The sequence below is a fragment of the Mangrovicoccus sp. HB161399 genome (assembly GCF_013184745.1).
Lineage (GTDB): Bacteria > Pseudomonadota > Alphaproteobacteria > Rhodobacterales > Rhodobacteraceae > Mangrovicoccus.
In genome coordinates this window covers 1-20,879 of sequence record NZ_JAATVU010000023.1, presented here as the reverse complement: position 1 = coordinate 20,879, position 20,879 = coordinate 1, and the positions used below count along the sequence as shown (strand labels likewise).

Sequence of the window (20,879 nt, the reverse complement as noted above, 5' to 3'; positions counted from 1 at the left end):
TCCCGCGCCCCTTCCCCCTCCCCTCAGAGCTCGATGCGGGCCATCACCGGCGCGTGGTCGGAGGGCTGCTCCCAGCCGCGGGCCTCGCGCAGGATCTCGCTGCCGCCCATGGAGGGGGCCAGATCCGCCGTCGCCCAGACATGGTCGAGCCTGCGGCCCTTGTCCGCCGCCGACCAGTCGCGGGCGCGGTAGGACCACCACGAATAGAGCTTGCCCTCGGGGATGTCCTGGCGCGTCACGTCCACCCAGCCGCCCGCCGCCATCAGCTCGGCCAGCATCGCGGTCTCAACCGGCGTGTGGCTGACGATCTTCAGGAGCTGCTTGTGGCTCCAGACGTCGTCCTCGCGCGGGGCGATGTTGAGGTCGCCCACCAGGATGGACTTCTGCGGCTTGTGATCCGCGAACCAGCCGGTCAGGTCGGACAGGAAATCGAGCTTGTGGCCGAATTTCTCGTTCACCTCGCGGTCGGGCACGTCGCCGCCCGCCGGGATGTAGAAATTGTGGATGGTGACGCCGTTCGGCAGCTTCGCCGCCACGTGGCGGGTGTCGCCGCGGTCCAGCACGTCGCGGTGCGGCACCGGCTCCAGCGGCAGGCGCGACAGGATGGCGACGCCGTTGTAGCCCTTCTCGCCGCGCACCGCGGCATGGGACCAGCCCATCTCGGCGAAGGCCTCGTAGGGGAACTTGTCCTCCGGGCACTTGCATTCCTGCAGGCACAGCACGTCGGGGGCATGTTCCGACAGCAGCCGCTGCACCAGCCCCTGCCGCAGCCGGACCGAGTTGATGTTCCAGGTGGCGATCTTGATGCTCATGGGTCACTCCGTGTTGGCCCTCTCCTAGCCTCCCCGGCCGCGGGAGGAAAGCGCCCGGACGCGCCGGCACGGCACTTGCCGGGCGGCGGCTGCTTGCCCCCCGGCAGGGCATTGGCTAGCTTCCGCCCGAACCGATCCTGCAGGAGCCAGCCCATGCCGCGCCTTTCCGTCCTTCTCGCCCTCGCCCTTGCCTGTGCCGCGGGGCTGGCCCATGCCGAGCGCGCGCCGACTCCGGCGGAGCTGAAGAGCCTCGGCAAGGACGCGGATGCCTTCGCCCGCAACACCGAGCGGAACCGCGCGGCCAAGGTGATCGACGCCCTGCCCGAGCGGGTCATCCCCAGCGTCGCCGTCCAGGCCTCCACGCCGCCGAAGCTGATCCGCGACACGCTGATCGACCAGGCCAAGGCCTTCGGCAAGACCGCGAAGCCCGATGACGTGACCGCCGACCTGACCGGCGTGATGCTCGACGATGCCGGCGGGCTGACCTGGGGCGTGGTGCGGCTGAAGGGCACGTCGCTGTTCTCCGGGCAGCGGGTGCGCTTCGACACCAAGACCATCGCCATCCTCGAGGACGGCGAATGGCATTTCGCCCGGATCGACACCCAGGCCCAGGCCGACCTGATCCGTGCGGCCTATCCCGAGATCAAGGACCTGACCCCCGGGCAGTGAAAATGGCCAAGCGCGTCCCCCTGAAGAAGCGGCTCAGGCGGCTCGAAGTCCGCATCCAGCGCGATCCCCGCTTCCAGCGGGCGGTCCGGAACGGCTATGCCCGCTACATCCGCTTCGTCGAGCGCACCGTGCGCTGGACCTATCTGGGGCTCGACGCCTGGGGACCCGGCGGCGAGCGCGGCCCGATCATCTTCTGCGCCTGGCATGCGCGGCTGGCCTGCACGCCCTATGTCGGGCCGCTGACCGGACGCCATGCCAAGGTGCTGGTTTCGGACCATGCCGACGGGCAGATCGTCGTGGAACTGCTCAAGGCGGTCGGGGTGGACCCGATCCTCGTGCAGACCTCGCGCAGCAAGACCGGCTCGGTGCGCGCCTCGCTGGAGGCACTGCGCGCGGGCTACACGCTGGGGATCACCCCGGACGGGCCGCTTGGCCCGCCGGAACGGTCGAAGCCGGGGGCGGTGATCCTCGCCGGACTGTCGGGCGTGCCCATCGTGCCGCTGGGCTATGCAGCACGCCCGGCGCTGCGCCTGCCGAGCTGGGACCGCTTCGTGATGCCGCTGCCCTGGGGGCGCGGGGTGATGTCGGCGGGCCCGCCGATCCTGATCGGCCGCGACGCGCTGGACGAGGCCTCCGTCGACGCCGCCTGCCGCCGCCTCGACGCGGCGCTCTCGGCAGAGGTCGCCCGCTGCGAGGCGGCCCTGCGGCGCTGATGGTCCCCCGCGGCAGACCGGCAGCCGAAGGTCCGCCGCCGCGAGGGCCGCTCGGTAATAGCCGCGGCGGTCACATGGCAGGCCTCGCTGGCATTTGGATGGCGGGCGGTTCCCATCCCGGCCCGCCCGGGCATGGGACGCCATCAGCCGATCGCGCGCCTAGGCGCCGGGACCCCGCGGATGCGCCCAAGCCCGGAAATGGCTGTCACGGCAGACGGCGACGCCCGCACTGCCCGGCGAAACCCCGATGCACGGCAGCGCCGTCTCGGGCAGCTCCGGCCATGACCGGCGGAGCGCCGGCATATGGCGCCGCCCTTCTGTCCTGAGACGGGCAAGGCGGACCGGGAGCCGAGGCCGCGCGCCGCCATCGAGCCGGCGCGCGGAGCAACGCCCGATGGCACGCTTCAAAGCCGAGGCCCTGCGCCAGCATCCCCTGCCAGTCTTCCGCGCAATGACCCCGGCCTTCCCGTCGTCGGCAGCACCGGGAACGCGGGGCCCGGCATGCGGATCAGCCGTCCCTGCCCCGAAAGACCGCCGCCTTTCCCATGGCGCTCCTGCTTCCGAACAGTCTTCCTCCGGGAGCCGGCTGTGTACAGTTGCCCGGAGGGGCGGCCCGGAGCCAGGGGCCACGGCGCAGCCTCGGCGGACATCCGGCCATGCTCCCGTTGCCGACTGCGTTTGACCTGGAATTCAACCTCCCAAGGCAAACCGGACCGCTGCGGCGCCAGTGACGCCTGCTTTCGGCAAGCTGCAAATTCAGGAGGACGCACTGCCCCGGGGCGACCGCCCTCTGGCAGCCTTGCATGCTTCGCCGCGGCGCTGCTTCCTTCCCCGCAGGCCGGAGCGACGCTGCTTTCGGAAGGAACCGTCCGCGGCACATGGACTTGCATTGGCCCGGTCGCGGCGGCCCGTCAGGACGGCAGCCTGTCCGGGCGCCGCATGGCCCGAACGCCGCCGCCGGACGTTGCCCGGCCAGAGACGGAAAGACCCGGCCGGAGGTCTCCGGCATGACGGCGACATCCGGCACGCGCTCCGAAGTGCGGCAGCCCGCCCCGCCGGGTCAGCCCGTGGTGGGCCGCCGCTCGCCGTCGGTGATCCCGTGGATCAGGTAGTGGTGGTAGGGCTTGAGATCTTCGAAGCCGTTGAACGGCGTCGCCCAGATGTCGGTCCGCTTCTTGAGATAGCTGATATGGTCGAAATCCGCCGGGCTGGGGATCGCGAAGCAGGCCTCGCGCACGATCCGCGCGCGCGTCTCGGGATCATCGAGCTGGTGCAGCCGCGCCACCAGCGGCTCCAGCACAGCGCGCCGGTCCTCGGGCAGGTCGCTGCGCACGGCCGCCAGCAGCGCCCCGACCACATGGTCGCGGTCGGTCTGCAGCAGCACGCCCAGCGGCTCCTCGGTCTCGGCGGGCACCACCGGCCCCGGCGAGGACGCCGCCGCCTGGCTGCCCAGCCGCTCCTCCAGCGCCGCCAGCTTCTGGTCGGTCATGTTGAAGCGGTGCTCCAGGATCCGCACCAGATGGGCCTGGGCCAGCACCGTCGCGACGCTGGGCGGCAGGTTGCCGTCGCGGATCAGGTCGTTGACCACCACCGGAAAATATTCCGCATGGACCGAACGGCCGCCGATCACGCTGTTCTGGTAGACGCCGCTGACCGAGTTGCCGTTGCCGACATCGCGGTGGTGGTAGTAGGACAGGTATTCCTCGATGAAGCCGATATTGGCACGGGCGAGGAACTCGATGTTGAAGCGCCAGTCGCCCAGCACCGGAAGCTTCTCGTGATAGCCGCCGATGTCGTCATAGACGCTGCGGCGGTAGACGAAGCTGATCGGCGCGAAGAAATTGCCGATCGCCATCTGGAACAGGGTCACGTCGTTGACCCAGGGCTGGAACGGGGTCTGGCCGTGATGGATGACCTTGCCGTCGCGGATCTCCTCGGAAACGCACCAGGCGCGGGTCAGCACACCCTCGAACCCGGCCGAGCGCGCCGAAGGCGAGGACAGGAAGCCGACGCAGCGCGACAGGAATTCCGGGTGCCAGCTGTCGTCGTCGTCATGGATGACCACGAATTCGGTATCGACGGCCCGCACGCCCAGGTTGGAGGCCGCCTCCATCCCGACGCTGCGGTCGTTCGAGACCAGCGTGATCCGCCGCCGGTCGATCGGCGCCCTTGCGATGATCTCCTCGACCACCTCGCGGTTGCCGCCGTCATTGACGATCACCCAGTGGTAGTTGCGCCAGGTCTGGTCCGCCACCGAGCGCATCGCGCGCTCCAGGAGCAGCGGCCGGTCCTTGGTGCGGGTGACGATCGCGACCGACCCCTCGCGGGAGAATTCCTCGGCCTCGGCCGTTTCGCCGCCGCCATCCCCGGTATAGCCGGTGAAGTAGTTCGCCTGGTTGCCCAGCCCGACGATCCGCGCCTGCAGGTCGCGCGCCACGCTGGCAGGGTATTCCAGCGCGATCTGCCCCGGCTGCCAGAGCGAGCGCGACACCCGGGTCTCGGGCGTCTCGCCGTCGTCGAGCGGGCGGATCACAGGGACGAAGCCCTCGCGGCCGAAATCCGAGCTGCGCGGCTTGCCCTGGTAGTCCGGCACTTCTTCCGGCTTCGGGAAGATCAGGATCCGCTCCAGCTCCTTCATGGCGGCATGGGCCCGCTCGAGGATCACGTCGAGCGGATCGCTGCGATGCGCCTCGGTATAGGCCAGCACGTCGAGATAGAGCGCGTCGCTGCGGTCCTCCGCCCGGGGCTGCTCGCCCAGAACGGCGGCCAGCTGGCGCGCGGCGATGTCGGCGCAGGGCCCGCCGGCGATCTCCTCGACGCTGGGCGCCGCGGGTTCGTAGAGGCTCTCGATCAGGTGGCGGTGCACGGCGAGGCAGGTTTCCGGCCGCCCCTCGTGATAGCCGAGCGCGTCGAAGACCACGGCATGGCGCTCTTCCATCGGCGCATGGTCCATGACGCCGAAATACACGCCCGAGAAACGGATGTCGCCATAGGTCGACTGCAGCAGCCGCTGGATCGAGCCCTTCCAGCCGGTATCGACCAGCACCACATGGCTGCGCCCGCCGCGCAGCTCGTCGAGATGGCGGCGCATCGCGTCGTGGCTTTTCTCGAAATAGTCGCGGAACCAGCGCGAGGCCTCGTCATTGGCGGCCAGCAGCACGCGGAAATTGTCGCCCCGGAATTCGCCGCGCAGCGCCTTGAGCGCATGCAGCCGCGGATCGTGACCCGCAGCGAAATTCTTCAGGAAGGCGGCGCAGACATCGCCCATCGGCGTCGGCCCGAAGCTTTCCTGCGAAACCGAGAAGGCCTGGTCGAAATTGCGCAGGTAGCCCAGCCCCGCCTTCACCGCCGAGATCCGCGAGATGCCGAAGAGCTCGGCGTCGTAGCCCGGCTCCGGCCCGGCATAGATGTCGAGCTGCTCCTTGATGCGCTTGCCTGCCCGCGTGCAGAACAGCACCTTCGCCTCTTCGCGGGCATCGAGGAACCGGAGCTTGCGGTCCAGCTGGGCGATCCAGTTCAGAAGGATCGGGCCCAGGACGTCTACAGGTTTGGTCATCGTTACCTCACAGGGCCGGCGGAGCGATCGGCAGCGGCAGGGGGGACTCCCCGGCCAGCTCGGCCATCAGTCTGCGGTGGCTGTCCAGCCGCTGCCGCATCAGCGCCTTGGGCACCGGCAGGTGGATCGCCTCGAGGCCGCGGCGCTTGGCGGCGAGGAAGTCGCCCTCCAGCGAATCGCCCAGATGCAGGATCCGGCCCGGCTCCACGCCGCATTCCCCGCAGACGAGGTCATAGACCAGCCCCGAGCGCTTGTTCACCACCGTGTCCGCGCTGGAGAAGATGCGCGAAACCTTTTCCAGCGACATGCCGCAGGTCTCCACCAGCCGGGCGATCTCCTCGGCGGACAGGTACATGTCGGAGATGAAGATCACCGTCTTGCCGCGCGCCACGGCGAGGTCGACGAGGTTCTCGATGAAGGGGGAGCCGCGCAGCTGCGCTGCCTCGATCTCGAATTCCGAGGCGCGCCAGAGCTCCGCGAAGGGATCCTCGGGCAGCGAAAGCGAGGCGACCAGGTTGCGCACGATGTCGCCGAAGCGCCCCTCTCGGCAGCCCTTCACCGGCCGGCTCATCTGGTAGGCGGTCGAGGCGGCCAGCACCCGGGCCGCAAGGCAGGTGCGCACGGACGGCACCTGGCCATGGCCCGCGCGGCCGGCGCGGCGGACGAATTCGGCGGCCACGTCGGCAAAGCGCTCCAGCTCGGACCGGGCGTCGCGCAGCAGCACCGTGTCGAACACGTCGAAGGAACAGACATCCGCCCCTGCCAGCATGGCCTCGAACCGGTCCACCAGCGCCTGGGCACGGCCTGAGCCGTAATAGCTGTCGAAATCCGGGGCCTCGTAGATCTCGCGCTCTTCGCGCCCGTAAGTGGTTATCTCCGTGGCCAAATTATGTCCCCCGACAAGTCATGCAACCTAAGCTATAGTGACCGCAGGTTGCACGTTCAAGCCGAAGACACGGGCGGGCATCCGAATTTACCCATCCATATCAACCACCTGCAATATAGGACCATTGGCCACGGCCTGCGCCGCCGCGCCGCGGCAGCCCGCCCGCCCCATCAGGCCGCAGGGCACGCGGCCCGCGCCCCTCTTGCCTTTCCCCGCGGCCGCCGGCAAAACCGCGCCATGACCCGGACAGACGCCCTCCCCGCCCTCGTGACCGGAGCCTCCCGCGGGCTCGGCTTCGCCATTGCCCGCGCGCTTGCCGCCAAGGGCCATCACGTCATGGCCGTGGCCCGCACGATCGGCGGGCTCGAGGAGCTCGACGACGAGATCAAGGCCGCCGGCGGCTCGGCCACGCTGGCGCCGCTCGACATCACCGACGACGGCGCGATGCAGCACCTGTGCCGCTCGATCCACGACCGCTGGGGCGGCGTCTCGCTGTGGGTCCATGCCGCGATCCACGCCGCGCCGCTGACGCCGGCGCAGATGATCGCCGCCAAGGACTGGGACAAGTCGCTGTCGGTCAACGTGGATGCAACGCGGAGGCTGATCGTCTATGTCGCGCCCCTGCTGGGCGAGACCGGGCGGGCAATCTTCTTCGACGACCCCGGCGTGAAGGGGAAGAAATTCCACGGCAGCTACGGCGCGACCAAGGCCGGGCAGATCGCGCTGGCGCAATCCTGGGCCGCGGAGACGGTGAAGACCGGGCCGCGCGTGCAGGTCCTGACCCCGCCGCCGATGCCGACCGCCACCCGCGCGCGGTTCTTCCCGACCGAGCGCACCGACGGCATGGCGACGATCCACGAGGCCGCCGCCGCGCTGCTGGCCGAAGCCGGGATCTAGCCGCGGCGGTAGCGCTGCGCGAGCTTCGCCGGGTCCGCACCGGCAAGGTAGCGCGCCAGCAGGCCCAGGTTCTTCGTGCCGCGGACCAGCCAGCCCTCGGCCTCGTAGCGCGCCGCGCTGGTCTCGGCGAGACCGTCGAGCGCGCGCAGCCGTCCCCTGAGCTTCCGCGCCAGCGCCACGTCCTCCATCAGCGGGATGTCGGGATAGCCGCCCAGCTCGTCATGCAGCCGCTTCGCCAGGAACAGTCCCTGGTCGCCATAGGGCAGCCCCAGCACGCGCGAGCGCCAGTTGGCCCAGCCCGCGACCCAGGCCGGCATGATCCCCGAGGCGCGGAAGCGCAGCGGGAAATACCCCGCCCGGTCCGGCGCGCCCGCCATGTGCCCGGCCAGCGCCTGCACCCAGTCGCCGGTCAGGTGCGTGTCGGCATGCAGCACCAGGATCCAGCTTCCCGACGCCGCCGCGATGCCGCGGGCCAGCTGCCCGCCGCGCCCCGGCGGCCCGGAGACCACCAGCGCCCCAACCTCGTCGGCAATCTCCAGCGTCGAATCCGCGGAACCGCCGTCGGCGAAGATCAGCTCGTGGATCAGCCCTGCAGTCAGAGCGGGCAGGATCGCCTGCAATGTGCCCGGCAATACATCACCGGCGTTCAAAACCGGCATCACCACGGAAATCGGCGCCGCCATGACCTTTCCTTTCCTGAGCGTTTAGGTCATCTTTGACCCGGAACGCGCGCCCCCTTACCGGGAGACCTAAATTGGTGCCAGAACAAACTCAACGGCCACGGACGGTGCTGCGCATCGCCGGGCCGGACGGACGGACCTTCCTGCAGGGCCTGATCACCAACGACACGAAGCGGCTCGACGACGGCGCGGTCTATTCCGCGCTGCTGACGCCGCAGGGCAAGTACATCTCGGATTTCTTCCTGATCCCGGAAGGCCCCGACTCGATCCTGATGGATCTGCCTGCGGAACATGCCGAAGCCGTGACCAAGAAGCTGTCGATGTACAAGCTCCGCGCCAAGGTCGCAATCGAACAGACGGACCTGTCGGTGGAACGCGGGCTGGGACCGGTGCCCGCGGACGGCTTCGCCGATCCGCGCCATCCCGGTCTGGGCTGGCGCCGCTACGGGCAGGACCTGGCCGAGTCCCCCGAGGTCGCCGAGGCGATCGAGGCCAAGCGCGTCGAGCTGGCCGTCCCCGAGGCGGGCGTGGAGCTGATCCCGGGCGACACCTACATCCTCGAAGTCGGGCTCGACCGGCTCAACGGCGTCGATTTCCGCAAGGGCTGCTTCGTCGGCCAGGAGATCGTCGCGCGGATGAAGCACAAGCTGGAGCTGCGCAAGGGGCTGAAGCGGGTCTCGGTCTCCGAACCCGTGCCGGTGGGCACCGAGATCCTCTCGGACGGCCAGGCGGCAGGGACGCTCTACACCCAGGCTGGCGGCGCGGGGCTTGCCTTCCTGCGCTTCGACCGGCTGGGCGAGGCGATGACCGCAGGCGCCGCATCGGTCGCGGTGCTGGAAGAGGCGTGAACCCCGCAGGGCAGCTTGCCAAGGCGCTGCCCGGCGCGGAGATCCGGCGGCTGGTGCCGCTGCAGGGCGGCGACCTCTCGGAGGTCGCCCGCGCCGATCTTGCAGATGGCCGCATTGCCGTGCTGAAGCGCGGCCCGCTGGCCGGGCGCGAGGCCCGGATGCTGCGCGCCATGGCGGCCGCCGGGGCACCCGTCCCGGACGTTCTGGGCTTCGATGACGGCCTCCTGGTGCTGGACTGGCTGGAGCCCGGCCCGTCCGATGCCGCCGCCTGGACGGCCTGCGGCGCCGGGCTGCGCCGCCTGCATGGCAGTCTCGCGGCGTCTTGCGGCTGGGACGAGGACTATGCCTTCGGCCCCGTCGCGATCCCCAACGGCCGGATGGAAAGCTGGCCCGGCTTCTGGGCCGAGCGCCGCCTGCTGCCCTTCCTTCCGCATCTGCCCGCGTCCCTGGCTCGGCGGGTCGAGACCCTCGCCCGGCGCCTGCCGGACCTGCTGCCTGCCCGCCCCCCGGCCGCGCTGCTGCATGGCGACCTGTGGCAGGGCAACATCCATTTCAGCGGCGGCACCGGGATGCTGATCGACCCGGCCTGCTATCACGGCGATGCCGAGGCGGACCTGGCGATGCTGGACCTGTTCGGCCGCATTCCGGCGGCCTTCCTCGACGGCTACGGCACGCTGGCACCGGGCTGGGAAGGCCGCCGCCCGCTCTACCAGATCTGGCCCGCGCTGGTGCATTTGCGGCTCTTCGGCGGCAGCTATGCCGGCCTCGCCGGCAGGCTGCTGGAGCGCTGCGGCGCTTAACCTTGCATTGACCGGATTCCCAAGACTCATTTGAAAAAATGCCCAGCTTGGGGGTAATTACGCAGCGTCACATGCCCCCAAGGAAATCTGCCATGACCAGCAACCGCCCGCTTCTCGCGGCTCTCTCCGCGTATCTCACTGCCTCCGCTTCCCTCGTTTCCGCAGCCGCCTACCAGGAGGCCCGCGACCGCGAGCCGACCGGCCCGAAGGCTGCCAACGGCGCGCCCTATTTCGAGCTCGTGCTGCGCGACAACGGCGCGGAATACCGCGCCGCCTGACACGTCCGGACCCGGGCCGGTGCAGCCCGCACCGCGCCCGGACGGCCGCATCCGGCAATCTTTCGACACTTGATGCAATTGCAGCCGCCTGTCCCCGCTGGCGGCAGGATCCCGGCGCGACTTCCCGGGAGCGGCGCGTGAACCTGCCATTCTTCCGGCAATCCCGGCCGCAGGCCCGGCCGGTTTCTCGGCTGCCGGTGCTGTGCCGGTCCAGCCGGCCGCGGGTTGGTTCCGCGACAGGGGCGCCGACGGGACCGGCGATTTCGAAGTCAGCGGCCCAGCCAGGCAATCACGCCGCCCGACAGGGACGGCGACGGCATAGACGCGGCGCAGGCCCGTCGACGATCTCGGCCACGGCGTCTGACATTCCCCACCGGCAGGACCGCGCCGCTGGCCGGGCCCGCTGCCGCCGGGAGCGCCTTTACCAGCGCGTTCGCCCTCTCCGGCAGATCCCCGCTCAGCGTCGAGGCGCTGGTCTTCCCGGCAAGAGGGATGCAAATCGGCTGCGCACGGATGTCGCGGCGCCAAGTCTGCCGGCGTCTCCGCGGCCGACCGCACCGTCCTCTTGATCCCCGGCACCATCGCATGACCCTGCCGATTTGGACAACCGCAGGGGCATGGCCGCCACCGGAAATGTGCCGTCGAGGCTGTTCCGGAGGCGCCCCCGCCCGCCGCCCTGACGCTTTCCGGCGCGGGCCAAGCCCGGGCCGGGCCGCAGGGGCCGAGGCTCAGCCCTCCCAGATGATCTCCAGGAAGGCCGCCCCGAACCGCTCGGTGCGCCTTTCGTCGAGCAGCGCCTCCAGGTCCCCCAGATCGCGCGGCCGGATCTCTGCGACCCTGGCGATCTGCCCCGCCGAGCAGGTCAGCGGCTTCAGCGTGCCGCATTCGCCGCGGGCAAGCTCGGCCTGCGCCGCCAGCAGCCGGTCATAGAGCGAGCCGGACTCGCGCCCCGCCAGCCGCCGCCGCGCCGGATGCAGCCGTTCGGACGCGCCGGCAATCACCTCCAGGAAGTCCGCACCGTAGCTTTCCAGCTTCTTCGCGCCGACGCCGTTGATCCGCGCCATCGCGTCCAAGCTTTCCGGACGGGTCTCCGCCATCTCGGCCAGCGTCTTGTCGTTGAAGACCATGTAGGCCGGCAGGTTCTGCGCCGCCGCCAGCGCCGAGCGCTTGGCCTTCAGCGCGGAAAACAGCGGCGCGTCCTCGTCGGCGACCATCGCCCGCACGGCGGGGCGCCGGTCGGCCTTCTTCTCCATCACGTCGCGGCGCAGCTGCACCCCGGCCTCGCCCTTGAGCACGGGGCGCGCCGCCTCTGTCATGTAGAGCGCGCCGTGGCGTTCGGTGTCCGGGCGCAGCAGGTCGCGGCCCATCATCTGCCGGATCAGCCCCTGCCACTGGCCCTTGGAGAATTCCTTCCCGCAGCCGAAGGTCGGCAGCCGGTCATGGCCGCGCTGCTTCACCTTCTCGGTCTCCGACCCGGTGAGAATGTCGATCAGGTGGCCCGCGCCGAAGCTTTCGCCGGTGCGCAGCGCCGCCGAAAGCACCTTCTGCACCGCCACGGTGCCGTCGATGATCTCGGGCGGGGTCTGGCACAGATCGCAATGGCCGCAGGGCTCCGCCGCCTCGCCGAAATAGCCCAGCAGCACCTGGCGGCGGCACCCCAGCGCCTCGGCAAGGCCCAGGAGCGCGTTCAGGCGGCCATGGTCTGCATCCTTGCGCTCGGGCGGCGCGGCGCTCTCGTCGATCTGGGCGCGCCGGAGGCGGATGTCGTCGGGTCCGTAGAGCGTCATCGTCTCGGCCGGTCCGCCGTCGCGCCCCGCACGGCCGATCTCCTGGTAATAGGCCTCGATGGATTTCGGCAGGTCGGCATGCGCCACCCAGCGGATGTCGGGCTTGTCGACGCCCATCCCGAAAGCGACCGTGGCCACGACGATCAGCCCGTCCTCGCGGCTGAACCGGCCCTCCACTTCGCGGCGCGCCTCGGCATCCATGCCGCCGTGGTAGGCGACCGCCACATGGCCGTCCTTGCCCAGCGCCTCGGCGATCTGCTCGGTCTTGGCGCGGGTGCCGCAATAGACGATGCCCGACTGGCCCTTGCGGGCTGCGGCGAAGTCCAGGATCTGGCGGCGCGGGCTGTCCTTCGGGCGGAAGGCCAGGTGGATGTTCGGCCGGTCGAAGCCGCGCAGGAAGGTTTCAGGCTGCACGCCGTCGAACAGCCGGGTGACGATCTCGGCCCGCGTTTCCGCATCGGCCGTGGCGGTGAAGGCGGCGACCGGCACGCCCAGATCGGCGCGCAGCGCGCCGATGCGCAGGTAGTCGGGACGGAAGTCATGGCCCCACTGGCTGACGCAATGCGCCTCGTCCACCGCGATCAGGCCGACGCCGAGCCGCTGCATCAGCTGGCGCGTGCCCGAAGCGGCAAGCCGTTCCGGCGCCATGTACAGGAGCTTCAGCCGGCCTTCGTCGATCGCGCGGAAGACCTCTTCGGTCTCTTCCCCGGTGTTGCCGGAGGTCAGCGCGCCCGCCTCGACCCCTACCGCGCGCAATGCCCGGACCTGATCGCGCATCAGCGCGATCAGCGGCGAAATCACCACGGTCACGCCGTCGCGGCACAGCGCAGGCAATTGATAGCACAATGATTTTCCGCCGCCCGTCGGCATGATGGCCAGCGTGTCGCGGCCCGCGATGACGGCGTCGACGATCTCCTCCTGTCCGGGACGGAAGGCACCGAAACCGAAGATCTCCGACAGCAAGTTGCCGGGGGACCGGAAAAGCCCGTCAGGCATGGGGGAAAGGCCTGTTCTTGTCTGCTGCTCGTTATGGCATAGTTGTGGCACATCAAGCCCCGGTTAACAAGCAAGGGACCGATGCCTCCCCGTTTCGCCCGCTATGTCGCGCCCGCCCGGGCGCATGCCGCGCTCTGGCGCACGTTTCTCGGGATACTGCTGATCCCGGCGCTGGCCGTCGGGCTTCAGGCGGCAGCGTTCGGCGCCGCCCTCCACCTCTATCCCGGGGACCGCGGCGCCGCGCTGGCGATGCTGGCCTCGGGCGCCACGCCGGGCTCGGTGCTGGCGCTGCTGGCCAGCTTCCTGCCGCTGGCGGCGTCGGTCATGGCCGTCACCTGGCTGCTCCTGCGGCGCGATCCCGCGACGCTCTGGGGCGAGGGCTGGCTGCCGGACTTCCTGCGCGCGCTGCTGGTAATGGCGCTGGCCATGGCCGTTTTCCTCTGGCTCGGCGCCGCCGGGGACGAGCCTCCCTCGTTCAATGTCTCCCCGGCGCTCTGGGCGGCGCTTCTGCTGCCGGCGCTGGTGCTGATCGGGGTGCAGACGCTGGCGGAGGAGCTGTTCTTCCGCGGCTTCCTCCTGCAGCAGCTGGCCGCCCGCCTGCCTGCCTGGCCGCTGGTGTGGTTCTGGCTGCCGCCGGTGCTGTTCGCGGCGGCGCACTACGCGCCCGGCATGGGCTTCATGTCGCCGCTCGCCATGGGCTATGCCCTGGCCTTCGGGCTGGCCGCTGCCGACCTCACCCGGCGGAGCGGCAACCTCGGCACCGCCTGGGGGATGCATCTGGCCAACAACGCCTTCGCGATCCTCGTCTTCTCCAGCGAGAACCAGCTCTCGGGACTGGCGCTGTGGCACATGCCCTATCCGGTGGAGGAGCTGTTCGACCGCCCCTGGCTGGCGCTCGCCGACCTTGCGCCGCTGGCGGTGGCCTGGGCGATCCTCGCGCGCCCGGCGGCGCGCTGATTGCAATTCCCCCGCGGCCTGACTATCTGGGGCGCACCCGTGACACAGGCAGGCCAATGAACTGGATATCGAACTACGTCCGTCCCAAGATCAACTCGCTCTTCTCCCGCCGGGAGATGCCCGAGAACCTGTGGACCAAGTGCGACGAGTGCGGCACCATGCTGTTCCACCGGGAACTGCGCGACAGCCTGAACGTCTGCACCAATTGCGGCCACCACATGGTCATCACCCCCCGCGACCGCTTCATCGCGCTGTTCGACGGCGGCGTGTTCCAGGAGGTGAAGATCCCCGCCCCAACGCCGGACCCCCTGCATTTCCGCGACCAGAAGCGCTATCCCGACCGGATGAAGGCGGCGCAGCGCTCCACCCAGGAACATGAGGCGATGCTGGTCGCCACCGGCGAGATCGGCCGCACGCCGATCGTTGCCGCGGCGCAGGATTTCAGCTTCATGGCCGGGTCCATGGGCATGTATGTCGGCAATGCAATCATCGCCGCCGCCGAGACCGCGGTGAAGACCGGGCGTCCGCTGGTGCTGTTCTCGGCAGCCGGCGGCGCGCGCATGCAGGAAGGCATCCTCAGCCTGATGCAGATGCCGCGCACCACGGTCGCCGTGCAGATGCTGAAGGAAGCGGGCCTGCCCTACATCGTCGTGCTGACCCACCCGACCACGGGCGGCGTGACCGCGAGCTACGCGATGCTGGGCGACGTGCAGATCGCCGAGCCGAACGCGCTGATCTGCTTCGCCGGCCCCCGCGTGATCGAGCAGACCATCCGCGAGAAGCTGCCCGAGGGCTTCCAGCGCGCCGAATACCTGCTGGATCACGGCATGCTCGACCGCGTCACCCCGCGCGGCGAGATGCGCGACGAACTGATCACCATCACCCGCATGCTGATGGGCCTGCCGCCGGCGATCAAGGGCGAGCTGCCCGCGCCGGGCGAGCCCTCGGCGGAGACCCCGGCAAAAGAATGACCCAGAGCTCCGACGCGCTGCTCGAGCGCATGATGACGCTGCATCCGAAGGTGATCGACCTGACGCTGGACCGGGTGGAGCGGCTGCTGGCCGCGCTCGGGCATCCGGAGGAGAAGCTGCCGCCGGTGATCCACATCGCCGGGACGAACGGCAAGGGCTCCACGCTGGCGATGATCCGCGCCGGGCTGGAGGCTGCGGGCGGCAAGGTCCATGCCTATACCTCGCCGCATCTGGTGCGCTTCCACGAGCGCATCCGCCTGGCGGGCGAGCTGATCTCCGAGGACGCGCTGGCCGCGCTGCTCGACGACTGCCTGGCCGCGAACGGCCCGGATCCGATCACCTATTTCGAGATCACCACCTGCGCCGCCTTCCTCGGCTTCGCGCGCACCCCCGCCGACTGGTGCCTGCTGGAGACCGGCCTCGGCGGACGGCTCGACGCGACAAACATGGTCGCCAAGCCGCGGCTGACGATCATCACGCCGGTCAGCCTCGACCACCAGCAATATCTGGGCGAGACGCTGGGCGAGATCGCCCGCGAGAAGGCGGGCATCCTCAAGCCCGGCGTGCCCTGCATCGTCGCGCGCCAGCCCGAAGAGGCGCTGGAGGCGATCGAGGCACGCGCTGCGGAAATCGGCGCGCCGCTGATCGTCTGCGGCCGCGATTTCGACGCTTGGGAAGAGATGGGCAAGCTGGTCTTCCAGGACAAGTCGGGGCTGCTCGACCTGCCGAAGCCGGTGCTGCGCGGCCGCCACCAGATCGAGAATGCCGGCATGGCCGTCGCCGCGCTGCGCGCGCTCGGAATCCCGGCGGAGGCCTGCGACGCCGCACTGGCAGGAGCCGAATGGCCCGCGCGGATGCAGCCGCTGGTCGATACCAAGCTGAACGCGCTGGTGCCGAAGGCCGAGCTCTGGCTCGACGGCGGACACAACCCCTCGGCGGGCGAGGCGCTGGCCGCGACGCTGGCGACCATGCCCCAGAAGGAAACGATCCTGGTCTGCGGCATGCTCAACACCAAGGACCCGGTCGGCTATCTCAAGCCGCTGGCGGCCCATGTGCGCAACGTCATCGCGGTAGGCATCCCGGATGCACCGGCCACGCTGACCGCGGAAGAGACCGCAGCTGCGGCAGCGGAGGCCGGGATGCAGTCCAATGCCGCCGACTCGGTCGCCGCCGCGCTGGCCGCGCTGAACGACGTGGCGCCGAAGGCCCGGATCCTGATCTGCGGCTCGCTCTACCTCGCCGGATCGGTGCTGCGCGACGCCTGACCCTGGCGCCATGCGCTGACGGCACCGGGGAGGGCACGTCCCCGGGGCGGCGCCGCTTCTCCGCCTTCCCGATCCCCACCGGAACCGACCCGGACAGACTGCACGCCGAACCTGCAGGTGCCCCGCAGACGCCCTGCGCCGGATAGCGCCGGGCAGCGGACGGCACGGGCGCTACCGCGCGACAGGCTGGCGGCATGTTCGGGCAAGGACGCAGGCAACCTGCCGGAGCGGGACCGCATGCGCTGCGGCGGCCGCCGTCCAGGCCTGGAGTCCCTCGGCCCTCCACCGGCCACGCCATGATCGGGCAGGCATCCAGCTCGCAGCACGGCGCCCTTCATGGCGGCGCCCCGAGCCTCCAAAGCCGATGTTTGTGACAGTTCGCACTGACAACGGCAGCCCGGACGGGGTGGAGTGCGGCCTCACGGCCCCGAACGGCAAGCGCTGCGGCCTTGGCGTCTGCGGCGCCCTCAGGGAGCATTGGACGGAGATGATGCAATGAACGCAATGGCGGAGGCACAGAAGCTTTCCGGCAACTTCAAGGGGTCCTGGCTGCCCGCATCGCAAGGCGACATTCTGAAGGTTGCAGCCTCCACGGGAATGTCCGAGGCAAAGCGCGCCGGCGTGTGCTGGGAAGTCTGCCGCAGATGGGTCAGCGCCTGCCTGACGGGCCAGCTGACGGAAAGCACGATCTACGACATCCTGTCGCCTTCTGTGCCCGGCACGTCCTTCGGCAAATTCGACAAGGACGCGTTCCGCGAGCTGATCGAGGCCCATGCCGCGCGCAACCAAGGGGGAGTAGCCGAGAACTACCGGATCGACGGGCTGAAGAACCACAAGACGCTCTACCGGACATATGGCTGCTTCGGCGGGGCGGGCGGCCTGAAGAGCCGCAAAGCCGTCCTCGACGTCATCAGCAAGACCCCCGGCGCCTATATCTTCAGCTTCATCGCGACGACAGGCAGCGGCGGCGGCCATGCGGTGGCGTTCGATACCCGGCCGGGCGGCGCAAAACGGTTCATGGATCCGAATTCCGGCGAAGGAACCTTCCCGGACATGGACGCGCTCAAAGCGTTCTTCGACGCCTATTACGGCGCGCTCTACAAGAGCGATTACACCGGGGGCGAGCGGGAACTGACGCGCTATTCGCTCGGCTAGCCCGGCACGCTCAGCGCGGCACGGGACGGCGCAGCGCCTCGGCCAGCTGGGCGAGACTGTCGAGATTGTGGCAGGCGTGGAAGCTGTCGACCTGCGGCAGCAATGCCCTTATGCCCCCCGCCTTGGGCTCGAACCCGTCGAAGCGCAGCAGCGGGTTCAGCCAGATGATCCGGCGGCAGGATTTGCGAAGCCGCTCCGCCTCCGCCGCCAGCCCCTCGGGTTCCTCGCGCTCCAGCCCGTCGGTGATCAGCAGCACCACCGCCCCCTGCCCGAGCACGCGGCGCGACCAGTCGCGGTTGAACCGGTGCAGCGCCGCGCCGATCCGCGTGCCGCCCTGCCAGTCCTGCGCCTCTGCCCCCGCGCGGGCCAGCGCCGCATCCGGGTCGCGCCGGTCGAGCGCACGGGTCACGTTGGTCAGCCGCGTGCCGAAGGTGAAGGCATGGACCGGCCCCCAGTTGCCCTCGGGCGCATGCATCAGCCCGTGCAGGAAATGCATCATGATCCGCGAATAGACCGCCATCGAGCCGGAGATGTCGCACAGCGCCACCAGCGCGGGCGGGCGTTCCCGCGGCCCGCGCCGCATCAGCCGGTCGATCTCGCCGCCACGGCGCATCGAGCGGCGCAAGGTCGCCCGCAGGTCGGGGCGCGGGCCATGCGCCATCGGCGCCAGGCGGCGGGTCTTCAGGGGCGGCACCGGCAGGCGTAGGCGGCGGATCGCGGCCTCGGCCTCGCGGGTCTCGGCAAGGCTCATCTGCTCGAAATCCATCGCGCGCAGCCGTTCGCTGGCCGACCAGCTCAAGCTTGCCTCGATCTGGAGTTCCTCGCGCTCCTCCGGCTGGCGCTTCGGCTCCGGCGCATCGGTCAGCGCCTCCGCTGCGCGGCGCTCGGCGCTGCGCGGCTTCGCGCGCTCCTCGTCCTTGCGGATCGCCGGCGACAGCATGTGGATCATGTTCTCTAGGAATTCCGGGTCGCGCCAGAACATCGCGAAGACCTGGTCGTAGAGGTCGAGATGTTCGGCCCGGGTGATCAGGCAGGCGCGCAGCGTGTGGTAGAAGTCGCGCTTCTCGGTGAAGCCCGCCACGGCGACGGCCCGCACGGCATCCTCGACCTGGTTGGTGCCGACCTTGACCCCCGCCTTCCGCAGCGCGCGGGTGAAATGGACGATGTTGTCGGGCAGCCGCCCGGGCGTCTCGGGCAGCGCGGTCACGCCATCTCCCTCAGCCGCGCCTTCGCCTCCTCGAGAATGCGCGCAGCCTCGGACCCGGCGATGCGGGCGATGTCGTCCTGGTATTTCAGCACGGCCCCCAGCGTTTCCGAAATCAGGTCGGGGGTCAGCGCCACGGTGTCGAGAGCGATCAGGCAGCGCGCCCAGTCGATCGTCTCGGCGACGCCGGGCGACTTGAACAGGTCCTCGTCGCGCAGCCCCTGCACGAAGGCGACCACCTCGGCCGAAAGCCGGGCGGAAACGCCGGGGATGCGGGCCGAGAGGATCTCCATCTCGCGCTCGAAGCTGGGATAGTCGACCCAGTGGTAGAGGCAGCGCCGCTTCAGCGCGTCATGCACCTCGCGGGTGCGGTTGGAGGTCAGGATGACGATCGGCGGCTCGGGCGCGCGGATCGTGCCCAGTTCCGGCACGGTGACCTGGAAATCGCTGAGCGCCTCCAGCAGGAAAGCCTCGAACGGCTCGTCGGTGCGGTCGACCTCGTCGATCAGCAGCACCGGCGGCCCCGCCGGGCCGGGCGACATCGCCTGAAGGAGCGGACGGCGCACGAGGAAGTCATCGGAGAACAGCTCCGTCTGGAGCGCCTTGCGGTCGGCCTGCCCCGCCGCTTCGGCGGTGCGGATTGCGATCATCTGCGCGGCAAAGTTCCACTCGTAGATCGCCGAGGCGCTGTCGAGCCCCTCGTAGCATTGCAGCCGGATCAGGTTGCGCCCCAGCCCCGAGGCCAGCGCCTTGGCGACCTCGGTCTTGCCGGTTCCGGCCTCGCCTTCGAGGAACAGCGGCTTGCCGAGCTTCAGCGACAGGAAGGCCACGGTTCCCAGCGCGCGGCTGCAGACATAGTCCTCGCCCGCCAGCATCTCCAGCGTGTCCTCGATCGAACCGGGTATCCCTGCCACCTTCGTCCTCCCCGACGGTATCCCGTTTCCGTGGTATAGACCGGCCGTGCCGCTGTCCACGCCCGGACCTTGCCATTGGCCGCGCGGAGACCGACATTAGACCAAAGCAGCATGGAAGGACCGGCCATGAATTTCCTCAACCCGAGCTCCGTCCTCGCCCGCGACCCGGTGGAGGCGCTGGCCTCGGGCAGCGATGCGGCGGTGCTCGCCGTCATCACCGGCGTCGAGGGCCCGTCCTACCGCCCTGTCGGCGCGGCGATGGCGCTGTTCGCCAATGGCGAGCGCGCGGGCACCCTGTCCTCGGGCTGCATCGAGTCGGACATCATGATCCACGCGATGGAGGTGCTGGAAAGCGGAACGCCGGCGGCGATCCGCTACGGCCGCGGCTCGCCCTTCATCGACATCCAGCTGCCCTGCGGCGGCGGGCTCGACATCCTCCTGGTGCCGCGCCCAGATCCGGGCCTGATGCAGCGGGTCACGGCGCGGCGCTCGGCCCGGGTGCCCTGCGTGCTGCGGATCGCCCGCGCGACCGGCGCGATTGAGCTGGCCGACGAAGGCGCGACCGGCTGGGACGGAGACACGTTCTGCGTCCGCTACGATCCGCCGCTGAAATTCCTGGTCTTCGGCAAGGGACCCGAGGCCTGCACCTTCGCCGCGCTGGTGCAGTCGGCGGGCTATCCGAACCTGCTCCTGTCGCCCGATCCCGAAACGCTGGATCTGGGCCGCGGGGCGGGCTGCGCGACCGAGCAGCTCCTGCGCAAGGCGGTGCCCGAGGGGGTCGGGGCGGATGCCTGGACGGCGGCGGTGCTGTTCTTCCACGACCATGACTGGGAGCCGGAAATCCTGCGCGACCTTCTGGCGACGGAGGCCTTCTACATCGGCTCGCAGGGCTCGCAGCGGGCGCGGGACGCGCGGATACTGCAGCTGGAGGCGATGGGCGTGCCGGACGAGCAGCGCGCGCGGCTGCACGGTCCGGTCGGACTGATCCCCTCGGCCCGCGATGCCGGGACGCTGGCGGTGTCGGTCCTGGCCGAGATCCTCGCGGAGGCCAAGGCCGTGGCGAGCTGATCCGGACGGATCAGGGCCGCCGCCAGATCATTGGATTGCGCCGCTGCGGGCGGGCCAGGCGGCCGGGTTGAATTGGCCCTCCGCGGGCTTCCAGAGGAAGAATGCCCATGCCCGGACGCCACCGAGGCCGCAGCACCGGATTCAAGCGCCAGGTCGCCGCCGGGTTTCGGGGCGGCGGGACGCTCCGCGCGCTCGGCCGCCGCCGCGGCCCGCCGCGCAGCCTGATCCGGGTCCGGATCGAAAAGGCGGGGAACCGGCGCGCTCGACGGGGAGCGCGGCCCTGTCCGCCATTGGTCCGGGAACAATGGCCGGGCGCGGCAGCCGGGCCGATGGCCGGATGCGGAGCCCGGATCGTTGCGCCGGAGCGGCTTGCCGGGCGCCAGGCTCCCGGGACCGGGTTTCCGGAAAAGGGCTCAACGCTCC

General features: G+C 70.1%; 19 protein-coding genes. 12 read left to right on the top strand and 7 right to left on the bottom strand.

Features of this window, described 5'->3' with window-relative positions; translation table 11 throughout:
* Positions 1-23: 23 nt before the first annotated feature.
* Positions 24-812, bottom strand: coding sequence for an exodeoxyribonuclease III (locus HCC78_RS14515; RefSeq protein ID WP_172329510.1), 789 nt, complete (start codon positions 810-812; stop codon positions 24-26).
* 153 nt (positions 813-965) lie between these two features.
* On the opposite strand from HCC78_RS14515, the gene HCC78_RS14510 reads away from it, so the two are divergent.
* Positions 966-1,481, top strand: coding sequence for a hypothetical protein (locus HCC78_RS14510; protein WP_172329509.1), 516 nt, complete (start codon positions 966-968; stop codon positions 1,479-1,481).
* A 2-nt stretch (positions 1,482-1,483) separates the two neighbouring features.
* On the top strand, positions 1,484-2,194 hold the full coding sequence (locus tag HCC78_RS14505) for a lysophospholipid acyltransferase family protein (RefSeq protein ID WP_172329508.1): 711 nt from the start codon (positions 1,484-1,486) through the stop codon (positions 2,192-2,194).
* Positions 2,195-3,254: 1,060 nt separating this feature from the next.
* Here the strand turns inward: HCC78_RS14505 and HCC78_RS14500 are convergent.
* The gene (locus HCC78_RS14500; RefSeq protein WP_172329507.1) at positions 3,255-5,750 is read right to left on the bottom strand and encodes a glycosyltransferase family A protein; all 2,496 of its coding nucleotides are present in this window, start codon (positions 5,748-5,750) and stop codon (positions 3,255-3,257) included.
* Positions 5,751-5,757: 7 nt separating this feature from the next.
* Positions 5,758-6,636, bottom strand: a complete 879-nt coding sequence (locus HCC78_RS14495; protein WP_172329506.1) for a hypothetical protein — start codon at positions 6,634-6,636, stop codon at positions 5,758-5,760.
* 237 nt (positions 6,637-6,873) lie between these two features.
* Between HCC78_RS14495 and HCC78_RS14490 the strand changes: the two genes are divergently transcribed.
* Positions 6,874-7,533: an SDR family oxidoreductase gene (locus tag HCC78_RS14490; RefSeq protein ID WP_172329505.1), complete on the top strand. Its 660-nt coding sequence runs from the start codon at positions 6,874-6,876 to the stop codon at positions 7,531-7,533.
* Here HCC78_RS14490 and HCC78_RS14485 read toward each other — a convergent pair.
* Positions 7,530-8,216, bottom strand: a complete 687-nt coding sequence (locus HCC78_RS14485; RefSeq protein WP_172329504.1) for a TIGR04283 family arsenosugar biosynthesis glycosyltransferase — start codon at positions 8,214-8,216, stop codon at positions 7,530-7,532. The genes HCC78_RS14490 and HCC78_RS14485 overlap by 4 nt on opposite strands.
* 74 nt (positions 8,217-8,290) lie before the next feature.
* On the opposite strand from HCC78_RS14485, the gene HCC78_RS14480 reads away from it, so the two are divergent.
* The 3 genes from HCC78_RS14480 to HCC78_RS14470 all read left to right on the top strand — a co-directional run bounded on the left by HCC78_RS14480 (position 8,291) and on the right by HCC78_RS14470 (position 10,139).
* The gene (locus HCC78_RS14480; protein ID WP_172329503.1) at positions 8,291-9,061 is read left to right on the top strand and encodes a folate-binding protein YgfZ; all 771 of its coding nucleotides are present in this window, start codon (positions 8,291-8,293) and stop codon (positions 9,059-9,061) included.
* Positions 9,058-9,861, top strand: a complete 804-nt coding sequence (locus tag HCC78_RS14475; protein WP_172329502.1) for a fructosamine kinase family protein — start codon at positions 9,058-9,060, stop codon at positions 9,859-9,861. The genes HCC78_RS14480 and HCC78_RS14475 overlap by 4 nt, the downstream gene beginning before the upstream one ends.
* Before the next feature lie 92 nt (positions 9,862-9,953).
* Complete coding sequence (locus HCC78_RS14470; protein WP_172329501.1) at positions 9,954-10,139, top strand: hypothetical protein; 186 nt, start codon at positions 9,954-9,956, stop codon at positions 10,137-10,139.
* A 728-nt stretch (positions 10,140-10,867) separates the two neighbouring features.
* On the opposite strand, the gene recQ is transcribed toward HCC78_RS14470, so the two are convergent.
* Positions 10,868-12,922, bottom strand: coding sequence for a DNA helicase RecQ (recQ, locus tag HCC78_RS14465; RefSeq protein ID WP_172329500.1), 2,055 nt, complete (start codon positions 12,920-12,922; stop codon positions 10,868-10,870).
* A gap of 81 nt (positions 12,923-13,003) precedes the next feature.
* On the opposite strand from recQ, the gene HCC78_RS14460 reads away from it, so the two are divergent.
* From HCC78_RS14460 to HCC78_RS14445, 4 genes are all read left to right on the top strand, one after another.
* The gene (locus tag HCC78_RS14460; protein ID WP_172329499.1) at positions 13,004-13,879 is read left to right on the top strand and encodes a CPBP family intramembrane glutamic endopeptidase; all 876 of its coding nucleotides are present in this window, start codon (positions 13,004-13,006) and stop codon (positions 13,877-13,879) included.
* A gap of 56 nt (positions 13,880-13,935) precedes the next feature.
* Positions 13,936-14,850, top strand: coding sequence for an acetyl-CoA carboxylase, carboxyltransferase subunit beta (gene accD, locus HCC78_RS14455; protein WP_172329498.1), 915 nt, complete (start codon positions 13,936-13,938; stop codon positions 14,848-14,850).
* Complete coding sequence (locus HCC78_RS14450) at positions 14,847-16,115, top strand: folylpolyglutamate synthase/dihydrofolate synthase family protein (protein ID WP_172329497.1); 1,269 nt, start codon at positions 14,847-14,849, stop codon at positions 16,113-16,115. Before accD ends, HCC78_RS14450 begins: the two co-directional genes overlap by 4 nt.
* A 495-nt stretch (positions 16,116-16,610) precedes the next feature.
* Positions 16,611-17,270 carry a YopT-type cysteine protease domain-containing protein gene (locus tag HCC78_RS14445; protein ID WP_172329496.1) on the top strand — a complete coding sequence of 220 codons (660 nt, stop codon included), beginning with the start codon at positions 16,611-16,613 and terminating at the stop codon, positions 17,268-17,270.
* 10 nt (positions 17,271-17,280) lie between these two features.
* Here HCC78_RS14445 and HCC78_RS14440 read toward each other — a convergent pair whose 3' ends face one another.
* Entirely contained in the window at positions 17,281-18,477 is a 1,197-nt protein-coding gene (locus HCC78_RS14440) for a VWA domain-containing protein (protein WP_172329495.1), read from the bottom strand.
* Entirely contained in the window at positions 18,474-19,349 is an 876-nt protein-coding gene (locus HCC78_RS14435; RefSeq protein ID WP_172329575.1) for a MoxR family ATPase, read from the bottom strand. Before HCC78_RS14435 ends, HCC78_RS14440 begins: the two co-directional genes overlap by 4 nt.
* Positions 19,350-19,514: 165 nt before the next feature.
* Here HCC78_RS14435 and HCC78_RS14430 point away from each other — a divergent pair, with 165 nt between their 5' ends.
* Both HCC78_RS14430 and HCC78_RS33180 read left to right on the top strand, forming a co-directional pair.
* The gene (locus HCC78_RS14430) at positions 19,515-20,456 is read left to right on the top strand and encodes an XdhC family protein (protein WP_172329494.1); all 942 of its coding nucleotides are present in this window, start codon (positions 19,515-19,517) and stop codon (positions 20,454-20,456) included.
* Positions 20,457-20,563: 107 nt separating this feature from the next.
* Positions 20,564-20,879 (top strand): hypothetical protein (locus HCC78_RS33180; RefSeq protein WP_216671163.1); only part of this gene is annotated, 316 nt, incomplete at its 3' end.

Bases quoted from the DNA above. Each gene is read 5' to 3' on its own strand.
- HCC78_RS14515 (WP_172329510.1), bottom strand. From the start codon at position 812: ATGAGCATCAAGATCGCCACCTGGAACATCAACTCGGTCCGGCTGCGG.
- HCC78_RS14510 (WP_172329509.1), top strand. From the start codon at position 966: ATGCCGCGCCTTTCCGTCCTTCTCGCCCTCGCCCTTGCCTGTGCCGCG.
- HCC78_RS14505 (WP_172329508.1), top strand. From the start codon at position 1,484: ATGGCCAAGCGCGTCCCCCTGAAGAAGCGGCTCAGGCGGCTCGAAGTC.
- HCC78_RS14500 (WP_172329507.1), bottom strand. From the start codon at position 5,750: ATGACCAAACCTGTAGACGTCCTGGGCCCGATCCTTCTGAACTGGATC.
- HCC78_RS14490 (WP_172329505.1), top strand. From the start codon at position 6,874: ATGACCCGGACAGACGCCCTCCCCGCCCTCGTGACCGGAGCCTCCCGC.
- HCC78_RS14485 (WP_172329504.1), bottom strand. From the start codon at position 8,216: ATGGCGGCGCCGATTTCCGTGGTGATGCCGGTTTTGAACGCCGGTGAT.
- HCC78_RS14470 (WP_172329501.1), top strand. From the start codon at position 9,954: ATGACCAGCAACCGCCCGCTTCTCGCGGCTCTCTCCGCGTATCTCACT.
- recQ (WP_172329500.1), bottom strand. From the start codon at position 12,922: ATGCCTGACGGGCTTTTCCGGTCCCCCGGCAACTTGCTGTCGGAGATC.
- HCC78_RS14460 (WP_172329499.1), top strand. From the start codon at position 13,004: ATGCCTCCCCGTTTCGCCCGCTATGTCGCGCCCGCCCGGGCGCATGCC.
- accD (WP_172329498.1), top strand. From the start codon at position 13,936: ATGAACTGGATATCGAACTACGTCCGTCCCAAGATCAACTCGCTCTTC.
- HCC78_RS14450 (WP_172329497.1), top strand. From the start codon at position 14,847: ATGACCCAGAGCTCCGACGCGCTGCTCGAGCGCATGATGACGCTGCAT.
- HCC78_RS14445 (WP_172329496.1), top strand. From the start codon at position 16,611: ATGAACGCAATGGCGGAGGCACAGAAGCTTTCCGGCAACTTCAAGGGG.
- HCC78_RS14435 (WP_172329575.1), bottom strand. From the start codon at position 19,349: ATGCTGGCGGGCGAGGACTATGTCTGCAGCCGCGCGCTGGGAACCGTG.
- HCC78_RS14430 (WP_172329494.1), top strand. From the start codon at position 19,515: ATGAATTTCCTCAACCCGAGCTCCGTCCTCGCCCGCGACCCGGTGGAG.